Annotated in this window: 15 protein-coding genes; 10 read left to right on the top strand and 5 right to left on the bottom strand. The window is 69.5% G+C overall.

What is annotated here, in order from left to right:
- Positions 1–185 precede the first annotated feature (185 nt).
- From AC3A4T_RS17950 to AC3A4T_RS17940, 3 genes are all read left to right on the top strand, one after another.
- Positions 186–695, top strand: a complete 510-nt coding sequence (locus tag AC3A4T_RS17950; protein ID WP_487676612.1) for a hypothetical protein — start codon at positions 186–188, stop codon at positions 693–695.
- Positions 696–823: 128 nt separating this feature from the next.
- Complete coding sequence (gene fabG, locus AC3A4T_RS17945) at positions 824–1,564, top strand: 3-oxoacyl-ACP reductase FabG (protein ID WP_487676611.1); 741 nt, start codon at positions 824–826, stop codon at positions 1,562–1,564.
- Between the two features lie 259 nt (positions 1,565–1,823).
- Positions 1,824–2,309 (top strand): DUF4156 domain-containing protein, encoded by a 486-nt coding sequence (locus tag AC3A4T_RS17940; protein WP_157476528.1) that lies wholly within the window; start codon positions 1,824–1,826, stop codon positions 2,307–2,309.
- Positions 2,310–2,699: 390 nt separating this feature from the next.
- Here the strand turns inward: AC3A4T_RS17940 and AC3A4T_RS17935 are convergent, their stop codons facing one another.
- From AC3A4T_RS17935 to AC3A4T_RS17925, 3 genes are read right to left on the bottom strand one after another with little or no spacing between them, the layout of a single operon-like run.
- Positions 2,700–3,584 carry a glycosyltransferase family 2 protein gene (locus AC3A4T_RS17935; RefSeq protein ID WP_487676610.1) on the bottom strand — a complete coding sequence of 295 codons (885 nt, stop codon included), beginning with the start codon at positions 3,582–3,584 and terminating at the stop codon, positions 2,700–2,702.
- A complete protein-coding gene (locus tag AC3A4T_RS17930; protein ID WP_487676866.1) occupies positions 3,577–4,365 on the bottom strand; it encodes a beta-ketoacyl synthase chain length factor in 789 nt (262 codons plus the stop codon). The genes AC3A4T_RS17935 and AC3A4T_RS17930 overlap by 8 nt, the downstream gene beginning before the upstream one ends.
- A 23-nt stretch (positions 4,366–4,388) precedes the next feature.
- A complete protein-coding gene (locus AC3A4T_RS17925) occupies positions 4,389–5,594 on the bottom strand; it encodes a beta-ketoacyl-[acyl-carrier-protein] synthase family protein (protein ID WP_487676609.1) in 1,206 nt (401 codons plus the stop codon).
- A gap of 300 nt (positions 5,595–5,894) precedes the next feature.
- Here AC3A4T_RS17925 and AC3A4T_RS17920 point away from each other — a divergent pair, with 300 nt between their 5' ends.
- The 6 genes from AC3A4T_RS17920 (at position 5,895) to AC3A4T_RS17895 (ending at position 12,382) form a co-directional block, all read left to right on the top strand.
- Positions 5,895–6,578, top strand: coding sequence for a YdcF family protein (locus tag AC3A4T_RS17920; protein ID WP_487676608.1), 684 nt, complete (start codon positions 5,895–5,897; stop codon positions 6,576–6,578).
- Between the two features lie 387 nt (positions 6,579–6,965).
- On the top strand, positions 6,966–7,118 hold the full coding sequence (locus AC3A4T_RS17915) for a hypothetical protein (RefSeq protein WP_157476530.1): 153 nt from the start codon (positions 6,966–6,968) through the stop codon (positions 7,116–7,118).
- A 34-nt stretch (positions 7,119–7,152) separates the two neighbouring features.
- Complete coding sequence (locus tag AC3A4T_RS17910) at positions 7,153–7,302, top strand: hypothetical protein (protein ID WP_487676607.1); 150 nt, start codon at positions 7,153–7,155, stop codon at positions 7,300–7,302.
- Between the two features lie 129 nt (positions 7,303–7,431).
- Positions 7,432–9,870 (top strand): DUF6624 domain-containing protein, encoded by a 2,439-nt coding sequence (locus AC3A4T_RS17905; protein ID WP_487676606.1) that lies wholly within the window; start codon positions 7,432–7,434, stop codon positions 9,868–9,870.
- A complete protein-coding gene (locus AC3A4T_RS17900; RefSeq protein ID WP_487676605.1) occupies positions 9,867–11,063 on the top strand; it encodes a hypothetical protein in 1,197 nt (398 codons plus the stop codon). Before AC3A4T_RS17905 ends, AC3A4T_RS17900 begins: the two co-directional genes overlap by 4 nt.
- 14 nt (positions 11,064–11,077) lie before the next feature.
- Positions 11,078–12,382: a JmjC domain-containing protein gene (locus AC3A4T_RS17895; protein ID WP_487676604.1), complete on the top strand. Its 1,305-nt coding sequence runs from the start codon at positions 11,078–11,080 to the stop codon at positions 12,380–12,382.
- A gap of 168 nt (positions 12,383–12,550) precedes the next feature.
- Here the strand turns inward: AC3A4T_RS17895 and AC3A4T_RS17890 are convergent, their stop codons facing one another.
- Both AC3A4T_RS17890 and AC3A4T_RS17885 read right to left on the bottom strand, forming a co-directional pair.
- Positions 12,551–13,261 (bottom strand): helix-turn-helix domain-containing protein, encoded by a 711-nt coding sequence (locus AC3A4T_RS17890; protein ID WP_487676603.1) that lies wholly within the window; start codon positions 13,259–13,261, stop codon positions 12,551–12,553.
- Positions 13,262–13,875: 614 nt separating this feature from the next.
- The gene (locus tag AC3A4T_RS17885) at positions 13,876–14,667 is read right to left on the bottom strand and encodes a hypothetical protein (RefSeq protein WP_487676602.1); all 792 of its coding nucleotides are present in this window, start codon (positions 14,665–14,667) and stop codon (positions 13,876–13,878) included.
- Positions 14,668–14,803: 136 nt separating this feature from the next.
- Here AC3A4T_RS17885 and AC3A4T_RS17880 point away from each other — a divergent pair, with 136 nt between their 5' ends.
- The gene (locus AC3A4T_RS17880; RefSeq protein WP_487676601.1) at positions 14,804–16,780 is read left to right on the top strand and encodes a serine hydrolase domain-containing protein; all 1,977 of its coding nucleotides are present in this window, start codon (positions 14,804–14,806) and stop codon (positions 16,778–16,780) included.
- Positions 16,781–17,052: the final 272 nt, after the last annotated feature.

Here is a 17,052-nt window from a genome sequence, read left to right as displayed (position 1 = left end):
TCCGGTCCGGCGATCTGAAACAAGAGCGTCGGGGCTGAAGCCCCTCCCACAAAAGACCTCGCGGCGATCGATGGTGGGATGCGGCGATTGCATTTCAGATTCGGGCGATGCCTTCACAGGACTACCCCTGATGCGTTCCTCCCGGCAAACACGCTCACGCCGCGTGCTCGCCGAGGACCGGTCCCATGCCCATGCAATTCCATTTCGACGATCTGAGCCTGCATCACGACGAAGCGCAGGTCGGCCATCGCTTCACCCTGCGGGTCCGGCTAAACCAGCGTCGCGGCGCGCGGCTGGCCTGGTTCGAGCGCAACGATCGCCACGACGACCGCGATGTTCCGCAGGACACCTGGGTCGACATGCACCGTTTGTTCGGCACGGATCTGCCGGTGTTCCAGTCGTGGCTGGACAGCACGGTCGATAGCGGTCGGACCGAACTCGACTTCCCGGCCTTGTCGTGCATGCGGCTGCAGCCGTATGCGCGACGCACGCTGGAGTGGTGCGTGGTGGTCGTCGACGGCGAGGACGAGCGCGGCGATGAGGACGACACCCGCGAGTGGGCGATGTGGCGCGGCGTGCAGGAACTGGCCTGCGACGGCGAAGGCCGGGTGTTCACGCATACGTTCACTCCGGGCCAGTCGCTGCACGGACGCAGCGATCAGCCGCCGCATCCGGACGACCGACCGCAGTACTGATCGGCGCGCGCCGGAGCTTCGCCCCCCAGCGACCGTCGCGCACCGTTTCCGGCGGGTCCCCGTTCCGCGCCGCTTCCGTCGCGGCGGCGGGACGGGGACAATCGGCTACCGTCCACGGAGCCGTCCGCATGCCCGAGTCTGTCAATTCCGCGCGCCGCGCCTTGGTCACCGGCGGCAGCGGCGATCTCGGCGGCGCGATCTGCGCGCGCCTGGCCGCCGACGGCTGGCGGGTGATCGTGCACGCCAACGGCCATCTCGAGCGCGCGCAGGCAGTGGTCGCGCAGATCCGCGACAGCGGCGGCGAAGCCGAGGCGATCGCGTTCGACGTCGCCGACGGCGAGGCCGCGCGCGCGGCGATCGAAGGCTTGCTCGAGGCCGGCCCGATCCAGGGCGTGGTCAACAACGCCGGCATCCACGACGACGCGCCGATGGCGGGGATGAGCGATGCGCAGTGGAAACGAGTGATCGACGTATCGCTGCACGGCTTCTTCCACGTCACCCAGCCGTTGCTGCTGCCGATGGCGCGCACGCGCTGGGGCCGCATCGTCAGCGTGTCGTCGGTGGCGGCGGTGCTGGGCAATCGTGGCCAGACCAATTACGCCGCGGCCAAGGCCGGCCTGCACGGTGCGAGCAAATCGCTGGCTCGTGAAATGGCCAGCCGCGGCATCACCGTCAACGTGGTCGCGCCCGGAGTCATCGAAGGCCGCATGGCCGCGCAGGCGTTTCCGCCCGAAGCGATCAAGCAGATGGTGCCGGCCGGACGCGCCGGACGGGTCGAGGAAGTCGCGGCATTGGTGAGCTTCCTGTGCAGCGAACAGGCCGGTTACATCAACGGCCAGGTGATCGGAATCAACGGCGCGATGGGCTGAGGAGATTGCTTTGCAAGCGCGGCGTCGACCCGCGCCGCGCCCGATGCGCTGTCGCGGGTATTCGCCGGTCGCGGTCATGGCGCGCAGGAGACTCACGTAAGCGGACGAGGTCGCGTGCGAGGACGGGTGATTGCCGATGCGCGGTCGGATCGACGCCTGCTCATCTGTATGGGCCCGGGTGGAACACCCGGCCGCCGGGTTGTATTACCCGCCCTCGTCTGGGCGTAGCATGGGGTGGTCCGGGGATTGGAGCCATATCATGCTTAGATCATTGATTCTCATCGCATTTGTCTCCCTGCTGGCGGCCTGCGCCAGTTCCCACGTGCTGACCGGGCAGCCGCGACCGCCGGTGCCGGTGGAGCAGGTGCGGGTGTATTTCGCCCCGCCGCCGAGCCGTTACGAGGAAATCGCGCTGTTGCAGAGCAATAGCGGCGCGTTCACCTACGGCGAGCAGAACAAGATGAATTCGGTGCTCGACAAGTTGCGCGTCGAGGCGGCCAAGCTCGGCGCCAACGGGGTGTTGTTCCAGGGCACCGAAGACAGTGCTGGCGGCACCGGTGTAAGCCTGGGCGCGGGCGGCGGCAGTTACGGCGGCGGTCGTCATTTCAGCGGTGGGGGTGTCGGCGTCAGCATCAGCCCGAGGCAGAAATTCGCGCGCGGCACCGCGATCTATGTGCTCAATCCGCCGCCGATGAGCGATCGCGGCCCGCAGGGGCCGATGGCGCCGGTTCCGCCGCGCGAGTGAGGCGCGGCGGTTGGCTCAAGCAGCGGTAGGGCAGAGCGGTGCAGGCGGAGCGGTAAGAAGCGTTAACAGCAGAGCAGTAACAGCGATGCAGCAGGAGCGAAGCAGCTCGAACACGACTGTGCAAACTTCGTTGCGCACGAGCGATACGACGAGCATGAGCAATACGATGTCGATAGTCGCGCTGTTGCTTTGCTTTTGCCCACTTTAGAAAAAGGGGGCGGCATCCGCGCAGCGGATGCGAGGGATTTGAGCTTTTGCTTTTCGCTTTGAAGCAAGGGCAAAAGCGAATCTCCCCAGCCCCCCTTTTACAAAGGGGGGAAAGGCACAGGCGCTTGGTAATTTGCGGCTGCAACGCGTTGCGTGCGGCGCTGCGTTTGCAACTCGACTAGCTCACCGCGTATTCGCGTGAACCTTATCGCCCATCACAGCGAACTCGCCGGTCGGGTCGTCGATCAGCGGCGGGTTGGCGCGGATGCTGCGGTACATGTCGGGCACGCCGCCACGGCGCAGGCACTGCAGCACGATGTGCGAGGTGATGCGGCTGAAATCGCGCAGCGGCTTGAAGTGGCTGGCGCGGAATTGTTCGTCGGAGGCGTCGCTGTTGTAGCGCGATTCGATCGGCACCGACACGCAGCGCGTTCCCAACTGCTGCGCGGCCGACATCAGGATCTGCGCTTCGAACACGAAGTCCTCGCCGGGCACGTCGCGCAGCGCGATCACCTCGGCCGGGTACAGGCGCTGGCCGCTCTGGCTGTCGGCGACCTGATACCCGGTGCCCCAGGCCACGCCCCAATCGCCGAAGTTGTTGGCCAGCCGGCGATAGGTCGGTTGCGCCGCGCGTTTGCGCAGGCGCGCGCCGATCACGATATGGCCCGGATGGCGGTTGCCGCTGTCGATCAGGCGCGGGATGTCTTCGGCCGAATGTTGGCCGTCGCCGTCCATGGTGATCACCGCCAGGAAGCCGCGCCGCTGCGCTTCGGCGAAGCCGTCGCGCAGGCTGGCGCCCTTGCCCTGGCGTTGCGCATGCCGTAGCACGGTGACCGGCAGATCGGCGATGCGTTCGCCGGTGCCGTCGTCGGAACCGTCGTCGATCACGATCACGTTGGCGCATTGGGCCAGCGCGCCTTCGACCACCTCGCGGATGCGCAAGGCCTCGTTGAGAGCGGGAATCACCACGGCGATGTTGTTGCGGTCCAGTCGCGCGGGACGGACACGCTCCGGCGCCGTGGCCGGCGAAGCGGGGTCGCGTCCTGGCGACGAGGCGAGATCAGTCATGGGCCAATTCCACCTGCAAAATGCGGCCGGCGCCTGCCGGCAACGCGAGGCGATCATGGCGCGCGGCGAGGGCGTCGAACAAGGGCAGCATCGCCGCGCTGGCGTTGCCGGTTTCGCGGGCGGACAGCTTGCCGTCGCCGCCGCCGGCTTCGCCCTCGCGGAGCCAGGCGCGCAGCAACGGGCCGGCGGTCGCGCCGTGACGGTCCGGCCGCGCGAGCACCAGCGCCGCGCCGAGCAAACCGCGGCTGGCGGCGACCTGCGCCAACGGTCCGGTCGCGGCGCCGTCGTAACCGACCAACAACACCGCGTCGTCGCCGGCGGCGAGTTGCGCCAGCGCTTCGATCAGGCCCTGGGCGAAGCTGGCGTCGAGCGCGCTGAGCGCGGTCGCCGGGCGCAGCGCGCCGGCGCCGATGGTCCAGTAGCCGGCGGCGGCGTTGTGCACCGAATTGTGGAAACGCGTCGGCGAGATCGTGCGCGGTTCGCTGGCCAGGGTGGCGCACATGTAGTCGGTGATCGCCATGTCGCCGTGGCTGGAGGCGAACACCGACGGCAACGCGGCCGGATCGCGGCCGGCCGCCTGGCAGGCGGCGAGGGCGACATCGAGCGCGACCGCGACCGTTTCCGGCGCGCGGCGGCGTTCGTTGGCGGCGAGCAGCAGCGGCGATGGCCGCGACGGCGCATCGGCGACCTCCGCGCCGCCCAGCGCATAGGCGCGCGCGGCGTCCCACGAGGGCAGGCCGCGGCTCCAGTAGCCGATGCCTTCGATCACCGCGCTCAACACGACCGGAGTCTGACGGGAACCGCTCATGCGCGCGCGAACACCAGCGAGCAGTTGTTGCCGCCGAAGCCGAAGGAATTGTTCATGGCGTAATCGATCGTTGCGTCGGCGTTGTCGAAGCGAATCTGCGGGCCGTTGGCCGGATCGGGCACGCGGCTGTTGAGGATGCCGGGCAAGTGGCCGTGCTGCAGCGCAAGCAACGCGATCGCCGATTCGACGATGCCGGCCGCGCCGAGCGTATGCCCCGTCCAGCCTTTGGTCGAACTGGCATGCAGCGTCGGCGGGAACAGCGACGCCACCGCGAACGCTTCGATCTGGTCGTTGGCCGGGGTCGCGGTGCCGTGCAGGTTCAGATAGCCGACGCGCTCGGCGCCGATGCCGGCGCGCGCCAGCGCATCGATCATCGCCAGCCGCGCGCCGAGGCCTTCGGGGTGCGGCGAGGACATGTGGTGGGCGTCGCTGGATTCGCCGTAACCGCGCAATTGCAGCGAGCCGGGCGCTTCGTCGGCGTCGCAGCGTTCGAGCACGGCGAACCCGCCGGCCTCGCCGAGCGACAGGCCGACGCGGTGCGCATCGAACGGCAGGCACGGCTCGTTCGACACCAACTGCAGCGAGTTGAAGCCGAACAGCACGCTGCCGCACAAGGTGTCGACGCCGCCGACCAGGGCCGCGTCGGCCAGGCCGGCATGGATCAGCCGCGCGGCCTGAGCGAACACCTTGGCGCTGGACGAACAGGCGGTGGCGACGGTCACGCACGGGCCGTTCAAGCCGGTGGCGGCGGCGACGAAGGCGCCGAGCGAATGCGGGGTATGCAGCAGCGGACGGCGCAGGTCGGTGGGGAAATGCCGATCCTCGCCCTCCAGCCGCGCATAGGCTTCCTCGGTCGCGCCGATGCTGGAGGTCGAGGTGCCGACGATCACCGCGACCCGTCCGGCGCCGTGGCGCGCGACCGCGGCGGCGATCGCCTCGGGCAGGCCGTCGGGCTGCAGGCTCAGCCAGGCCAGGCGGTTGTTGCGGCATTCCCACGAGGCCAGATGCGCCGGCAGCGCCGCCTCTTCGACCCCTTCGACCCGGCCGATCCAGCAATCCAGCGGCGCCTCGCCCGTCGCCAGCGGGGCGAAATCGTTGCGGCGCAGGCCGCTGCGACGCTCGCGCAGGGCGCGGATCTGGGCATCGAGGCCGCGGCCGAGGGCGGTGGTCGCGGTGTAGGCGCGGATCGCCAGGGGCGGCATCGGTGAGACGTTGGATAGCACTATCGGTGTGTGTCGTTGCTGGCGGTGAGGGCCGGAGTATAGCCAAGCGGCCGCAGCGGCCGGCCGCGACGGCGATGGCGAGTATCATGCCGGGTGCGTCGTGAAGGGGCGCGGGCTTGTTCATCGTCGGCGCCGGCTCGCGGCGACGCGGTTGCGATCCGCGATGGCAGGGCCGGTCGCGTCATCGCGATCGTGGCCGACCGTCCCCATCTTCGCAGCGGCCCGGCGCATTCGCCGGATCGATCCATCCTTACTTTCTTCCGCATCGATTCCACCGCCGTGACCACCCGCACCGCCCACCGCATCGCATTGTTCGGCGATCGCGACATCCTGCATGTCGCGGTGGTGACCGGCGCGGTGTGCGTGCTCAGCGCCGGATTGGTTTACTTCGGTTATTTCCTGCACGTGTTGCGGGTCGCGCGCAACGCGCCGTGCCGGCCCGAACGCGGCGAATGCGTGCTGCTGTTCGGCAAGCACGCGCCGGGCGGTCGCATCGACCGCGATTTCGAAGCCCGCCTGGACCGCACCGTATCGCTGTGGCGCGAGCGTCCGCCGCACAGCATGCTGCTGCTCGGCGGCGGCCCGATCGGCGAACCGAGCGAGGCCGAACTCGCGCGTCGCGGCCTGGTCGCGCGTGGCCTGGGCGACGACGCGCCGCTGCGGCTGGAACAGGATTCGCGCGACACCCTGCAGAACCTGCGCAACGCGCGGGTCGTGCTCGGCGACGGCATGCGCTCGCGGGTGACCTTGCTCAGCAGCCGCTATCACCTCGCGCGCTGCGCCTGGTTCGCGCGTCATCTGGGCTACGACTGGGAACTGTGCGCGGCCGAGCCGCGGCTGGAACTGGGGCCGCGCATGCTGCTGCGGCTGGCCGGCGAAGCGGCCTACGTGTGCATGAGCGATATCGGCGCGCGCTGGGCGAAACTGACCGGCAACCGGCGGATGCTGTCGCGCCTGAAGTAAGCGCGGCGCTCGCGTCACGGGCGCCGACGTGATGAACGGTTAAGCCTTGCGCGGTGGGTTCGCCACCAGTCGCCGGTTCTTGTTGCAAGCGCACAATTTCCGGCCGCGGCGGCCGATCGTCCGAGCGGCTCGATCGCGCTGTTTTCAAGCGGTTTTTTTGCGTTCGCGGTTCGCGACGTTCGTTTGCGTGGGTTCAGACGCAGGCCGCGTCGTGAGAACCGGCTCACGGATTGGACAGATAAAAACAGTCGCCGCGAATGCTTCGGCTAGAGTCGAAGTGCCTTCCGGCGATCGCGCTACCGCGTGTTCATCACCGTCAGGCATATCGTTCGCGGCCGCGCCGCCGGCGCTCCGCGCAGACAACGAGTCGTCTCAAGGAGAGTTCGTATGAAGCAGATCGCCACCACCCAGAAGGCCGTTTCCGCGGCCAAGCCGTCGGCCGCCAAGTTGCAGCTCACCCCCGCGCAGTTCGAGAAGAAGGCCCCGCAACAGGGCCAGTACGCGCCGCGCAGCTGCAGCCGTTTCATCTACTGCGTCTGATCCGTCGGTCGCCACCTCTTACGGAGAACGCCACATGAAAATGAAGAAAGCCTCGACCGCGCAGAAGCCGCTGCCGGCCAAGCGCAAGGCCGGCGCCTTGCAGATCGGTGAAATGCAGACCAAGTCGCCGAGCGCGGCGAACTTCCGCCCCCGCACCTGCATCCGCATTTATTGCTTGCTCTGAGCCGGCATCGGCTCGGGTGAGCGCGAATCACCCGCAACGCGGCCGGCCTGACGCCGGCCGCGTTGCGTTCGCCGTCCTCGCGCGCGACGCGCGTCGACGCCCCGCACATGGACGTCGCCGCGGAGTGCGATGAGCGATTTGTCGATCGAACTGCCGGTCCGGGCCGGTCGCGATGCGGGACCGGCCGCGCCCGAAGCATCGCCGGTGTTGCGCCGCTGGCTGGCCGCGTTAGCCACGCGCGACGACGAGGCGTGGTGGTGGCCGCCGCGGGTGCGCATCGACGACGACGGACTGTTGCAATCGGCCGGCGCATGGAAAGGACCGCGCGATGCGGCGCGCATCGGCGCCGCCTTGCGCGATCCACGACTGCGGCGCTGGGGCGAATTTCTCGACCTGCTCGATCGCGACTGCACGGCCTTGGCGCGGCGTCATGCCGCGACGGTCGCCGCCGCCGCGCTGTCGCTCGACAACGGCGCGCTGCATGCGCCGGTGGTGCGCGATGCCTTGCTGATCTGCCTGGCCGGGCGCCGGGTGCCGTCGCGGCTGCGCGAGCTGGGCGAGCGTCATCGCGAATTCCTGCGCCTGTTCCTGCGCCGGCTCGCGCGCGACCATCGCGGCGGCATGCTGGCCAGTCACGGTTACCACGGCCGCGTCGTTGCGCTGTGGGCCAATCCCGAGGAAACCCATAACGGCCGCCAGAGCGTGCTGCGCTTGCAGTTCGAACGCGGCGGCGCGCTGGCTTACAAACCGCGTCCGGCCGACAGCGAAATCGCCTTTCTCGCCGAACACGATGGCGATGGCGTGTTCGCGCGGCTCAACCGCTTGGCGCCGGCCTCGGGCGCGATCCGATTGCCTACGCTGCGCGTGTTCCATGGGCGCGGCGCCGACCGAGCGGCTTATCTGTGGCAGGAATGGATCGAACCGCCCGGCGGTTATCGCCGTTTGCCGGCCGCGCACGGGCGCGTGCATGCGACGGTCTTGCCGGCGCGGCAGGCGCGGCGGTTCTGGCATCGCGCCGGTTCCCTGGCCGCGGCCTGCTTCGGCTTCGGTCTGGTCGATCTCGGCCCGGGCAATGTGCTGTGCGGCGAACGCGACGGCGAGACGATGCTGATTCCGGTCGATCTGGAAGTGTGTCTGTTTCCGGCGCGGCGCCTGGAAGACACCGGCCTGGTCACCGGCGAGCGCGATCGTGGCCGCTATCCGGCCGGGCTGGAGCGCAGGCTGACGGGCGAGATCGACGGTCCAGTGGTGGCGTTCTTCGACGATGCCGACGGCGTGCAGCGACTGCGTGCGACGGCGCGTCCGTGGCGGCGCGAGCACGCGCGCAGCCTAGTCGTGGATCGCGAAGGCCGCGCGGGGTACGGCGCGCATCCGTTGGAATTCCTGCGCGGCATGTTTGATCTGTGGATGCTGGTGCATCTGCACCGCGACGAAGTGCAGCGCGATCTGCGTCGCGCGGTGCGCGGCCGTTACACCCGCGTGCTGGTGCGCGCGACCGCTGATTACGCGCTGGCGCGCGACCCGTTCGGCGTCGTTGCAACGGTTGCCGGGCCGTCGGAATCGAACGAGCCCGCGCCCGTCTTCAGCGCCAGCGAACGCGTGCAGCTGCGGCGCGGCGACGTGCCGTATTTCTTCCGCCGCATCCAGTCCGACGCGCCGCTGCTGGCGCTCGCGCCGCCACCGCAGGCTTGGACAACGCAGCGGGTCGGCGCGCAGCCGCGCGCGGCGGACAAGATCAATCCATCGCCGCAGTGGTTGACCGGCGACAGCTGGGATCTGCTGCAGCTCGGCGTCGCGTTGCGCGATGCGGTCGCCTACGTGCTGCCCGAGTTGAGCGCGCGCGGCGGGCTGCTGGGCGAACTCGACGACCCACGCCTGGGCGTGCGTCTGCAATGGCAGGGCGCGCAGGACGGCGAGGTGGCGTTCGAGTGGCCGCGCGAAGACCGGCGGCTGGTGTACCGATGGGCCGGCGAGACGATCGGGCTGCGGATCGAGGCGATCTCCGCTGCGTCCGCGTCTGCCGACGACGATGCACTCGACGATGCCGATGCGATTCGCGAACGCCTGTTGCGCATCGATCGCATCGATACGGCCTTGCGCACGCCGTGGAGCGACGGCGGTTTCAGCGATAGCGCATTGGAAGCGCAATTGCAGACGCAGGTGCGAGCGGCGATGGCGTGGTTGCGCGAAGTGGTCGATCGTCATGGCTGGCCCGGTCGCAGCCTGGTCGGCGAAGACGCGGCGGCGGCCGCGTGCCGATTGCTGCAGCACGCCGATGGGCCGCGCGAGTTCCAGGACCGATGCCTGAAGTTGATCGCGCAAGCCGCGCGCGACGGCGAGATGAGCCTGCGCGATCTCGCCTATCTGACCGATGCGTTGCGCGTGCAGCGCGGACGCAGGCAATGCTTCGGCACCAAGTTCCGACGCCGCGGTTCGGCGCTGGTGCCGTGTCCGATCGAACGGCCGGCGCAGGTCGATGCGCGCCGCCGCGAGATGGGCCTGGAACCTCTGGCGGAGTACGCCGAACGCATTCGCGCGACGTTCGCATCGGATCGGGGCGCACCATGATCGATTGGTCGCTGCTGCTGCCGCACTGGGACCGGCGCCCGTGCTGCCTGCCGGGTGTCGCCCACAGGCTCACGCCCGAGCGCGCGTTTGCTCTGATCGTGCAGGCGGTCGCACCGTTCCGCGCCGGCACTCGCTTCATGGCGCTGCCGGACGTGCGCTTTTATCTGGACGGCGGATTGATGCGAGCGCCCGGCGATCTGCTGCCGGGCGACGAAGATCGCGATGCGGCGACCTATGTACAGCGAGTACGCGAGCGCCTGCACGGCGCGCGTTTCCAGTTGCGGGTCAGCCAGCCGCTGTTTCTGGATGAGCGCTTGTGGTCGGCCACCCGCGATCTGCTCGCGGGTTTGTTCGCGACGATCGGCTGTCCCGCCTTGCCGGTCGACGCGGCGTTGTGGGTAGGCAATGCGCAGCCGCAAACGCTCGGCGCGCGCCTGGATCCGCGCCATGCGTGTTTACGCCTGCCGCTGCTGGGCGCGAGCGAGGTGCGGCTGTGGCGCGGCCGTCCGCAACGCGAGCGCGCGCCCGATCACGTCCTGCGCGCGCAACCCGGCGAGTTGCTGTGCTGGCCGGGACGTCGTTGGTACGAAGAAGCCGACGACGGCGCGACCCTCGGCCTGGCTTTGGCGATTCCCACCCACGCCGCCGACGCGATGATCGCGGCCAAGAACCTGCTCGCCGAACAGGTCGACGAGACGCTCGGCGCGGACGAACGCGTGGCGATGCTGGCGTTTCCGCCGCGCGCCGGGCGTCATGGCATCGCCGCGCTCGCGCCGTTGACCCGGGTGGGCGAAGCGGCGACCGCCGCGGTGACAGGCGGTGGCCTGGAGCGCGCGTTGCGGCTGACCTGGGCCGCGCGCGCCAGCGCCTGGGCGCTGGAACCGGTGCCGGCACCGCGCGACGAATCGAACCTGCGCGGCGACGACTGCGTGCAACTGGACCCGCGCAGCCCGCTGCTGCGTCTGCGCGACGGCGACGGCTGGGTGTGGGCGATCAACGGCCATGTCTTCGCCATGCCCGAGCATCCGCGCGCGCAGCAATTGCTCGACGAACTGCGCGACGGCCGCATGCAACGCGTCGCTGACCTGTGCCGCTCGCCACGCCGTGGCCGCGTCGATCGCGGCGCGCTGGATCTGCTGCAACGCCTGTACGCGTTGCGCGCGGTGCTGCGCAGCGGCGAGAACGCCGCATGAGCGCGGATTCGCAAATGACTCAATCGCCCGCTCCCGACCTGCACGTGCGCGAATCGCTGGACTGGGCCGCGTTCGTGCGCGACGACTGGGACCGCCGTCCGGTGCTGTTCAAGGGCGTCGCCCACGGCCGGCCGTTCGCGCTGGACGAGGTATTCCGCAGCGCGCTGGCCGCGACCGCGCGCAGCCGTCGCCGCCTGCCCGGCGAACCCGACAACAGCCTGGTCACGCTCGATCGCCTGCAACAACTCGATCCATCGCCATGGATGCCTCGACGCGAAGACGGCTCGATGTTGGGGTATCGCCAGCGCATGCTGGGCGCGCTCGGCGAGCGACGCTATGCGCTGGTGATCAGTGCCTTCCACAGCTACCGATTCGCGCTGTGGCGCAGCGAGCGCGCGTTCTTCGCGCCGCTGTGGCGTCATGCCGGCCTGCCGATCACCGGCGCGATCACCACGCTGTTCCACGGCAATTACGAATCCACCCCGGTCGGCGTGCATCGCGATCGCTTCGCGACCTTCATGATCCCGGTCGAGGGCCGCAAGCGCATGCGCTTCTGGACCGCCAGGCCGTGGGCCGACGCGGTGTCGACCTTGCCCGATTACCGCGGTCATCTGGCCGGTTCGTTCGTGGTCGAGGCCGAGCCCGGCGATGTGCTGTATTGGCCGGCCGATTACTACCACGTCGGCGAAAGCATCGGCGGCGGCGTCACCACCAGCGTCAATCTCGGTGTGCCGCGCACCGAGCACCGGCCGGTGTACGAACTGGAGGATCTGCTGGTCGATATCGGCCAGGCCGATGCTCTGATCGATCCGTCCGCGCAACTGTTGCGCGCGCTCATGCGCGACGAGGTGCCCGTGAACGCGCGCGATACCGTCGATGCCGACGGCGTACTCGCCGACGCATTGCCGCTGGCGTTGGCGCAGGCCTGGCGCTTGACCGCGCAACTCACCGAGCCGCGCGCGTTGGCGACGCGGATCGGCGCGCTGTCGTTGCAGCGCTTGTCGGCCGGCGGTTTCGAACCGGTGCCGCCGCGCCGGCGCACGCGCGCCTTGATGCCGGCGCAACGCATCGCCCTGGCGTCCGGCGAGCGGGTGTTGCAGCGACGCGACCGCGATGCCTGGCAGTTCGCGATCAACGGCCATGGCCTGCGCGTGCAGGGCGATGCGGCGGTCGAACGCGCGTTGCTGGCGCGCCTGCATGACGGCGAAACCGCGCGGGTGGGCGAACTGCTGCGCGGCACGGCGGCGCATCGCCGCGCGCTGGCCGCCTTGCTGGCGTGGCTGGATCAATGCCATGGCCTGCGACGGCTGCGCGATTGAACGCGCCGCGGCGCGCCCGCGCCGTCATGTGAATGTCATTTTCCGGAATCGAAAACCGCGCGCCGTGATCGCTGTCTGCCGGTCTTGTGACCGCTATCGGCAATGAGGGGCCAACGGCGCTTGCGCGGCGCGTTCCGCCGCGCAGGGATTTGTGCCAGGCGCGGCGACTCAGGCCTCGTCGGTGCGCGGTTTCTTCGCGCCGCGGCCGGCCGTTGAGCGAGCGGCCTCGGCGCCGTTCTGGCGCAGCATCGCCTCGCGCAGATGCGACTCGCCGCCCGAGCACACCGCGAGCACGCGGCAGGGGCCAGGCGCGGCGGCGATGTAGGCATGGCCCATCGCGCTGTCGAAATAGATCGAGTCGCCGGCCTCCAGCCGCGTCGGCGCATACAATTCGCTGTGCAGTTCGATCACGCCCTCCAGCACCAGCGCGAATTCCTCGCCGCTGTGGCGGATCAGTTCGCCGAACTCCTCCAGCGAGCGCGCGTGGACCTCGGCGATGATCGGCACCAGCCGCTTGTTGAGCAGCTCCGAGGCCGGGTACAGGTGATCGTAATGCTCGGTGCGGATCGCATAGCCCTCGCCGGCGCGGGTGATGCTGCGGCGTCCGCTGAAGGTCTCGTTGCCGACCGGCGACTGCGAGGAGAACAGTTCGCCGATATCGACTTCCAGCCCCTGGGCGATGCGGGTGAGCTTGTCGAAGCTCAGCGACATCTTGCCGTTCTCGATCTTGGACAGGGTCGAAATCGGCAGGCCGGTGCGCGCGCCGATCTCGGCCAGGGTCCAGCCGCGCTGACGGCGCAGCGCGCGCAGCGCCACGCCCGGGTTGTGGGTGGTGGTCGGCGCGGCGGAGGTGAGGTGCTTGCTGCGCTTGGCGGGCATGGAGGCGGCCGAGAGGGTTCACGGCGACTCTAGGCGGCCGCCCCTGCCTTGCCAAGCGCAATACCCGGCGGGATGTTCATCTTGAGAAATACGTTTGGCGGTTTGGAAAGCGGACGGGTCTTGAGCGGGAGCGGGCGGTCGAAGCGCGGTTTTGCGATGGGGTCGACGGTCGGCGGTGGTTTGGGCGGTGGTTTGGAAGGTGAGGCGGGGGTGGGATGGAGGGCTGGGGTTGGGTGGATGAGGCGGTGGCGGTGGGACGAGACGTCGGGGGTCGGATGGCGCGGTCGAGGTTGAGGTTTCCTCCGCGAACCGTTTTCGCGGGTGTCGAAGGCGGTTGCGCTGCTCGCACCGGCTGAACGTTTACGCGATCGCCCGCGGTCGCGGCGAAGTCTCCGGCGCGGCACCGCCGGCCAGAGCGCTTGCCGTTCCGATTACGACGAGCACGGTGCGAGCGGTGACGACGTTCGCTCGCCGTATCCACCTGCATCCACGACGGACATGGCGCTATTTATATGCCAATAAACATACTGAGTGCACGTCGTTGTGATCCCCATCGACATGCTCCGCCACAGCATCGCCACCGCCTGCGCGGATAGCGCGAATTCGCCCTGAATTCAGCGGTTTCCGCGCTTACACTCTGCGCGCCGACGCGGGGTCGGCATCGCCCGCGGCCGCGTCCTGAACGCGCTCGCGCGGCTCGGGGCGCAAGGGGTCGGGGGAACCATGAAGTCCAAACGTTGGATGCGCGCCATCGGTGCGGCGGGTGTCGTGGGCGCGGTGTGGCTCGCGGCCGGATCGGCTACGGCGCAGCAGGCGCCGCCGGCCGCAGCCGCCCCATCGAGCCGCCCCGCCGACCCTCGCCCGCCGGCGTCGGCGTCGGCGTTTCCCGCCACCACCACCGCCTTGCCGCTGCGCCCAGCGCCCGCGCCGCCGGCCGCGCCGCCGCCGAGCCCGCCGCCGAGCCCGACACCGAGCCCGACACTGAGCCCGACACTGAGCCCGACACTGAGCGAGCCGCTGCGGCCGCCGCCGCCGCAGGAACGCGAATCGCCGGCCGCGGCGATCGCGCGCGCCGCCGCCACCCCGAGGGTCGCGCCGCCCGCGGGCGTGCAGATCCCCGCGCCCGGTGCCGCCGCGCCGAGCCGCGTCGAGACCACGCCGGCCCGGAGCGCCGCCCCGTCGCGCGCCGTGCCCGCGCCTCGCGTGCCCGCGAACGCCGCGGCGGGCGCGACCCGACCTGCGCCTTCGCCGTCCCCACGCAAGCCATCGAAGCCAGTCACCACCGCGCCCACACCGACTTCGTCGGCCGCGCCCGCGCGCAAGCCGGAACCAAGCGAACCCTCGTCAAGACCCGCCGCGCCGAACGCGCCGCCCGCTGGCGCAGTCGCTGCGAAACCCGCACCCATGCCGATCGCGACAGCGAATCTCCCGACTGCGCGCCCCGCGTCATCGCCGCCGCCGCAACCGCCCGCATCGCAACTCGGGCCCACGGTCGTCCTGACCGACACCGACCCCACCGCGTCTCCAGCCTCGGCCGACCCCTTGCCCGCGTCCGACCCGGCGAGGATCGAAGCGCTGCCGCCCCTGGCCCCCGTCGTTGTATCCGACCTCGCTGCCGACCCGAACGCAGCCGGCGCGCCCGGCGCGATCCTGGTCGAAGCCGTCGGCGCCGCGCCGATCCCGCAACTCGGCGCGGCCGATCTGGAAGCCTATGTCGACGGCCTGGTGCCGCAGGCGATCGCGCGCGGCGGTCTGGCCGGCGCGGTCGTGGTGGTGGTCAAGGACGGCCAGCTGCTGCTGTCCAAGGGCTACGGCTACGCCGACGTGGAGCGGCGCAAGCCGATGGACCCGGCGCGCACGCTGCTGCGGCCGGGGTCGATCTCCAAGCTGTTCACCTGGACCGCGGTGATGCAACTGGTCGAGCGCAGCAAGCTCGACCTGGATGCGGACGTCAACGGCTATCTGGATTTCAAGATCCGCGACTACTACGGCCAGCCGATCACCCTGCGCCATCTGATGACCCACAGCGCCGGCTTCGAGGAATCGAGCAAGCACCTGTTCGCCGCCGATCCCTCGCGCCTGCTCAAGCTCGGCGACTACCTCAAGGCGGTGCAGCCGCGGCGCATCTACGCGCCCGGCACGGTGCCGGCGTATTCGAACTACGGCGCGGCGCTGGCCGGCTATATCGTCGAGCGCGTCGCCGGCCAGCCGTTCGACGACTACGTCGAAGAGCATTTGTTCGAACCGCTGCGCATGCACCGTTCGAGTTTCCGCCAGCCCTTGCCGAAGGGCTTGGCCGGCGACATGGCGCAGGGCTACGTCGCCGCCGGCGCCGCGCCGGTGCCGTTCGAACTGGTCAATCCCGCGCCGGCCGGCAGCCTGTCGAGCACCGGCGAGGACATGGCGCATTTCATGCTCGCCCAACTCGACCAGGGCCGCTACGGTGGCGATGCGATCCTGCAGCCGCACACCCTGCAATCGATGCAGGCGACCGCGCTGCGGCCGATCCCGGGCCTGGATGCGATGACGCTTGGCTTTTTCCGTCGCGACGGTCGCGGCCCGGTGGTGATCGGCCACGGCGGCGCCACCGAAGCGTTCCAGAGCAGCCTGATGCTGTTGCCGATGCATCGACTCGGCGTGTTCGTATCCGCCGACGGCCCGGCCCGCGCCGGGCGCGCGCTGCATCGCGATCTGGTCGAAGCCGTGATCCGGCGTTATTACCCCAGCCCGGCCGCCGACATGCCAACCCTGCCGACCGCGCATCTGCACGGCGAGCAGTTGCGCGGGCGTTACGAGAACAGCCGCGGCTCGGCCAGCAATTTCCTGGTGATGGCGCGCCTGTTCGGCAGCGCGACGGTGGTCTTGAACGACGACGACACCGTCAGTGTGTCGTCGCTGCGCGGCCGCGACGGCCGGATCAAGCGTTGGCGCGAGATCGAGCCGTATGTGTGGCGCGAAGTCGACGGCGACAGCCGGCTCGCGGCGAAGATGAGCGGCACCGAGGTGGTCGCGATCAGCAGCGACGACGTGCCGGCGGCGATGTGGCTGCAGCCGGTGCCTAGCTGGCGTTCGCCTGGCTGGATGTTGCCGCTGTTGTTCGCGACCCTGGGCGTGCAGGCGCTGGCGTTGTGTCTGTGGCCGATCGCGGCGATCGTGCGCTACCAGACGCAGCGTCGTCTGCGTCTGGACGGCCGCGAGCGCGATCTGCGTCTGCTGACGATGTTCGGTGTGATCTCGAACCTGTTGTTGGCCGGTTTGTGGTGGTGGGTGCTCGCCCGCGCCGAGGCGTCCGTGCGCGCGCTCGACGGCGGCCTGGACGGTTGGATTCGTCTTGCCCAGTTGCTGGGGTTGCTGTGCGTGCCGATCGCGATCGTAGCCTGCCTCAACGCGCGCGCGGCTTGGCGCGGGCCGATGCAGCGTCTGCGGCGGGTATGCGCGGTGGCGATCGCGGTGGCTTGCGTGGCGATGGTGTGGTTCGTGTTCGCGTTGAAGACGATGAGTTGGTCGTTGGTGTATTGATGAGGCGATGTTTTTCGAGGATGACAAAAAGGCCGCGGTTTCGCGGGCTTTTTGTTGGTGCCGTGTCGTTATCAACTGCTTGATGCAGCCGATTTTTTTGTCGCGGTGACGTGAGTCGCGACTGCGTCATCGCGACAACCTCGCAATCTGCGCGGCAGTTGTATTTTCGTGGTCGCGACTTGCGTCGCTCCTACAGGTAAGCCATGCGGCTTTTGCTTGAGGTCGCGCCTACCTTCCAGCGCTGCGAAGCTTGTAGCTCGCGAGAACAAGAG

The organism is Lysobacter sp. Soil_N_51, assembly GCF_057655755.1.
The sequence above is the reverse complement of the archived record's forward strand: the minus strand, read 5'-3'. Positions and strand labels throughout refer to the sequence as shown.

What these genes read in the sequence shown, in the direction of transcription:
- AC3A4T_RS17950 (WP_487676612.1), top strand. Translation starts at nt 186, where the DNA reads ATGCCCATGCAATTCCATTTCGACGATCTGAGCCTGCATCACGACGAA.
- fabG (WP_487676611.1), top strand. Translation starts at nt 824, where the DNA reads ATGCCCGAGTCTGTCAATTCCGCGCGCCGCGCCTTGGTCACCGGCGGC.
- AC3A4T_RS17940 (WP_157476528.1), top strand. Translation starts at nt 1,824, where the DNA reads ATGCTTAGATCATTGATTCTCATCGCATTTGTCTCCCTGCTGGCGGCC.
- AC3A4T_RS17935 (WP_487676610.1), bottom strand. Translation starts at nt 3,584, where the DNA reads ATGACTGATCTCGCCTCGTCGCCAGGACGCGACCCCGCTTCGCCGGCC.
- AC3A4T_RS17925 (WP_487676609.1), bottom strand. Translation starts at nt 5,594, where the DNA reads ATGCCGCCCCTGGCGATCCGCGCCTACACCGCGACCACCGCCCTCGGC.
- AC3A4T_RS17915 (WP_157476530.1), top strand. Translation starts at nt 6,966, where the DNA reads ATGAAGCAGATCGCCACCACCCAGAAGGCCGTTTCCGCGGCCAAGCCG.
- AC3A4T_RS17910 (WP_487676607.1), top strand. Translation starts at nt 7,153, where the DNA reads ATGAAAATGAAGAAAGCCTCGACCGCGCAGAAGCCGCTGCCGGCCAAG.
- AC3A4T_RS17905 (WP_487676606.1), top strand. Translation starts at nt 7,432, where the DNA reads ATGAGCGATTTGTCGATCGAACTGCCGGTCCGGGCCGGTCGCGATGCG.
- AC3A4T_RS17900 (WP_487676605.1), top strand. Translation starts at nt 9,867, where the DNA reads ATGATCGATTGGTCGCTGCTGCTGCCGCACTGGGACCGGCGCCCGTGC.
- AC3A4T_RS17895 (WP_487676604.1), top strand. Translation starts at nt 11,078, where the DNA reads ATGACTCAATCGCCCGCTCCCGACCTGCACGTGCGCGAATCGCTGGAC.
- AC3A4T_RS17890 (WP_487676603.1), bottom strand. Translation starts at nt 13,261, where the DNA reads ATGCCCGCCAAGCGCAGCAAGCACCTCACCTCCGCCGCGCCGACCACC.
- AC3A4T_RS17885 (WP_487676602.1), bottom strand. Translation starts at nt 14,667, where the DNA reads ATGGGTGCGGGTTTCGCAGCGACTGCGCCAGCGGGCGGCGCGTTCGGC.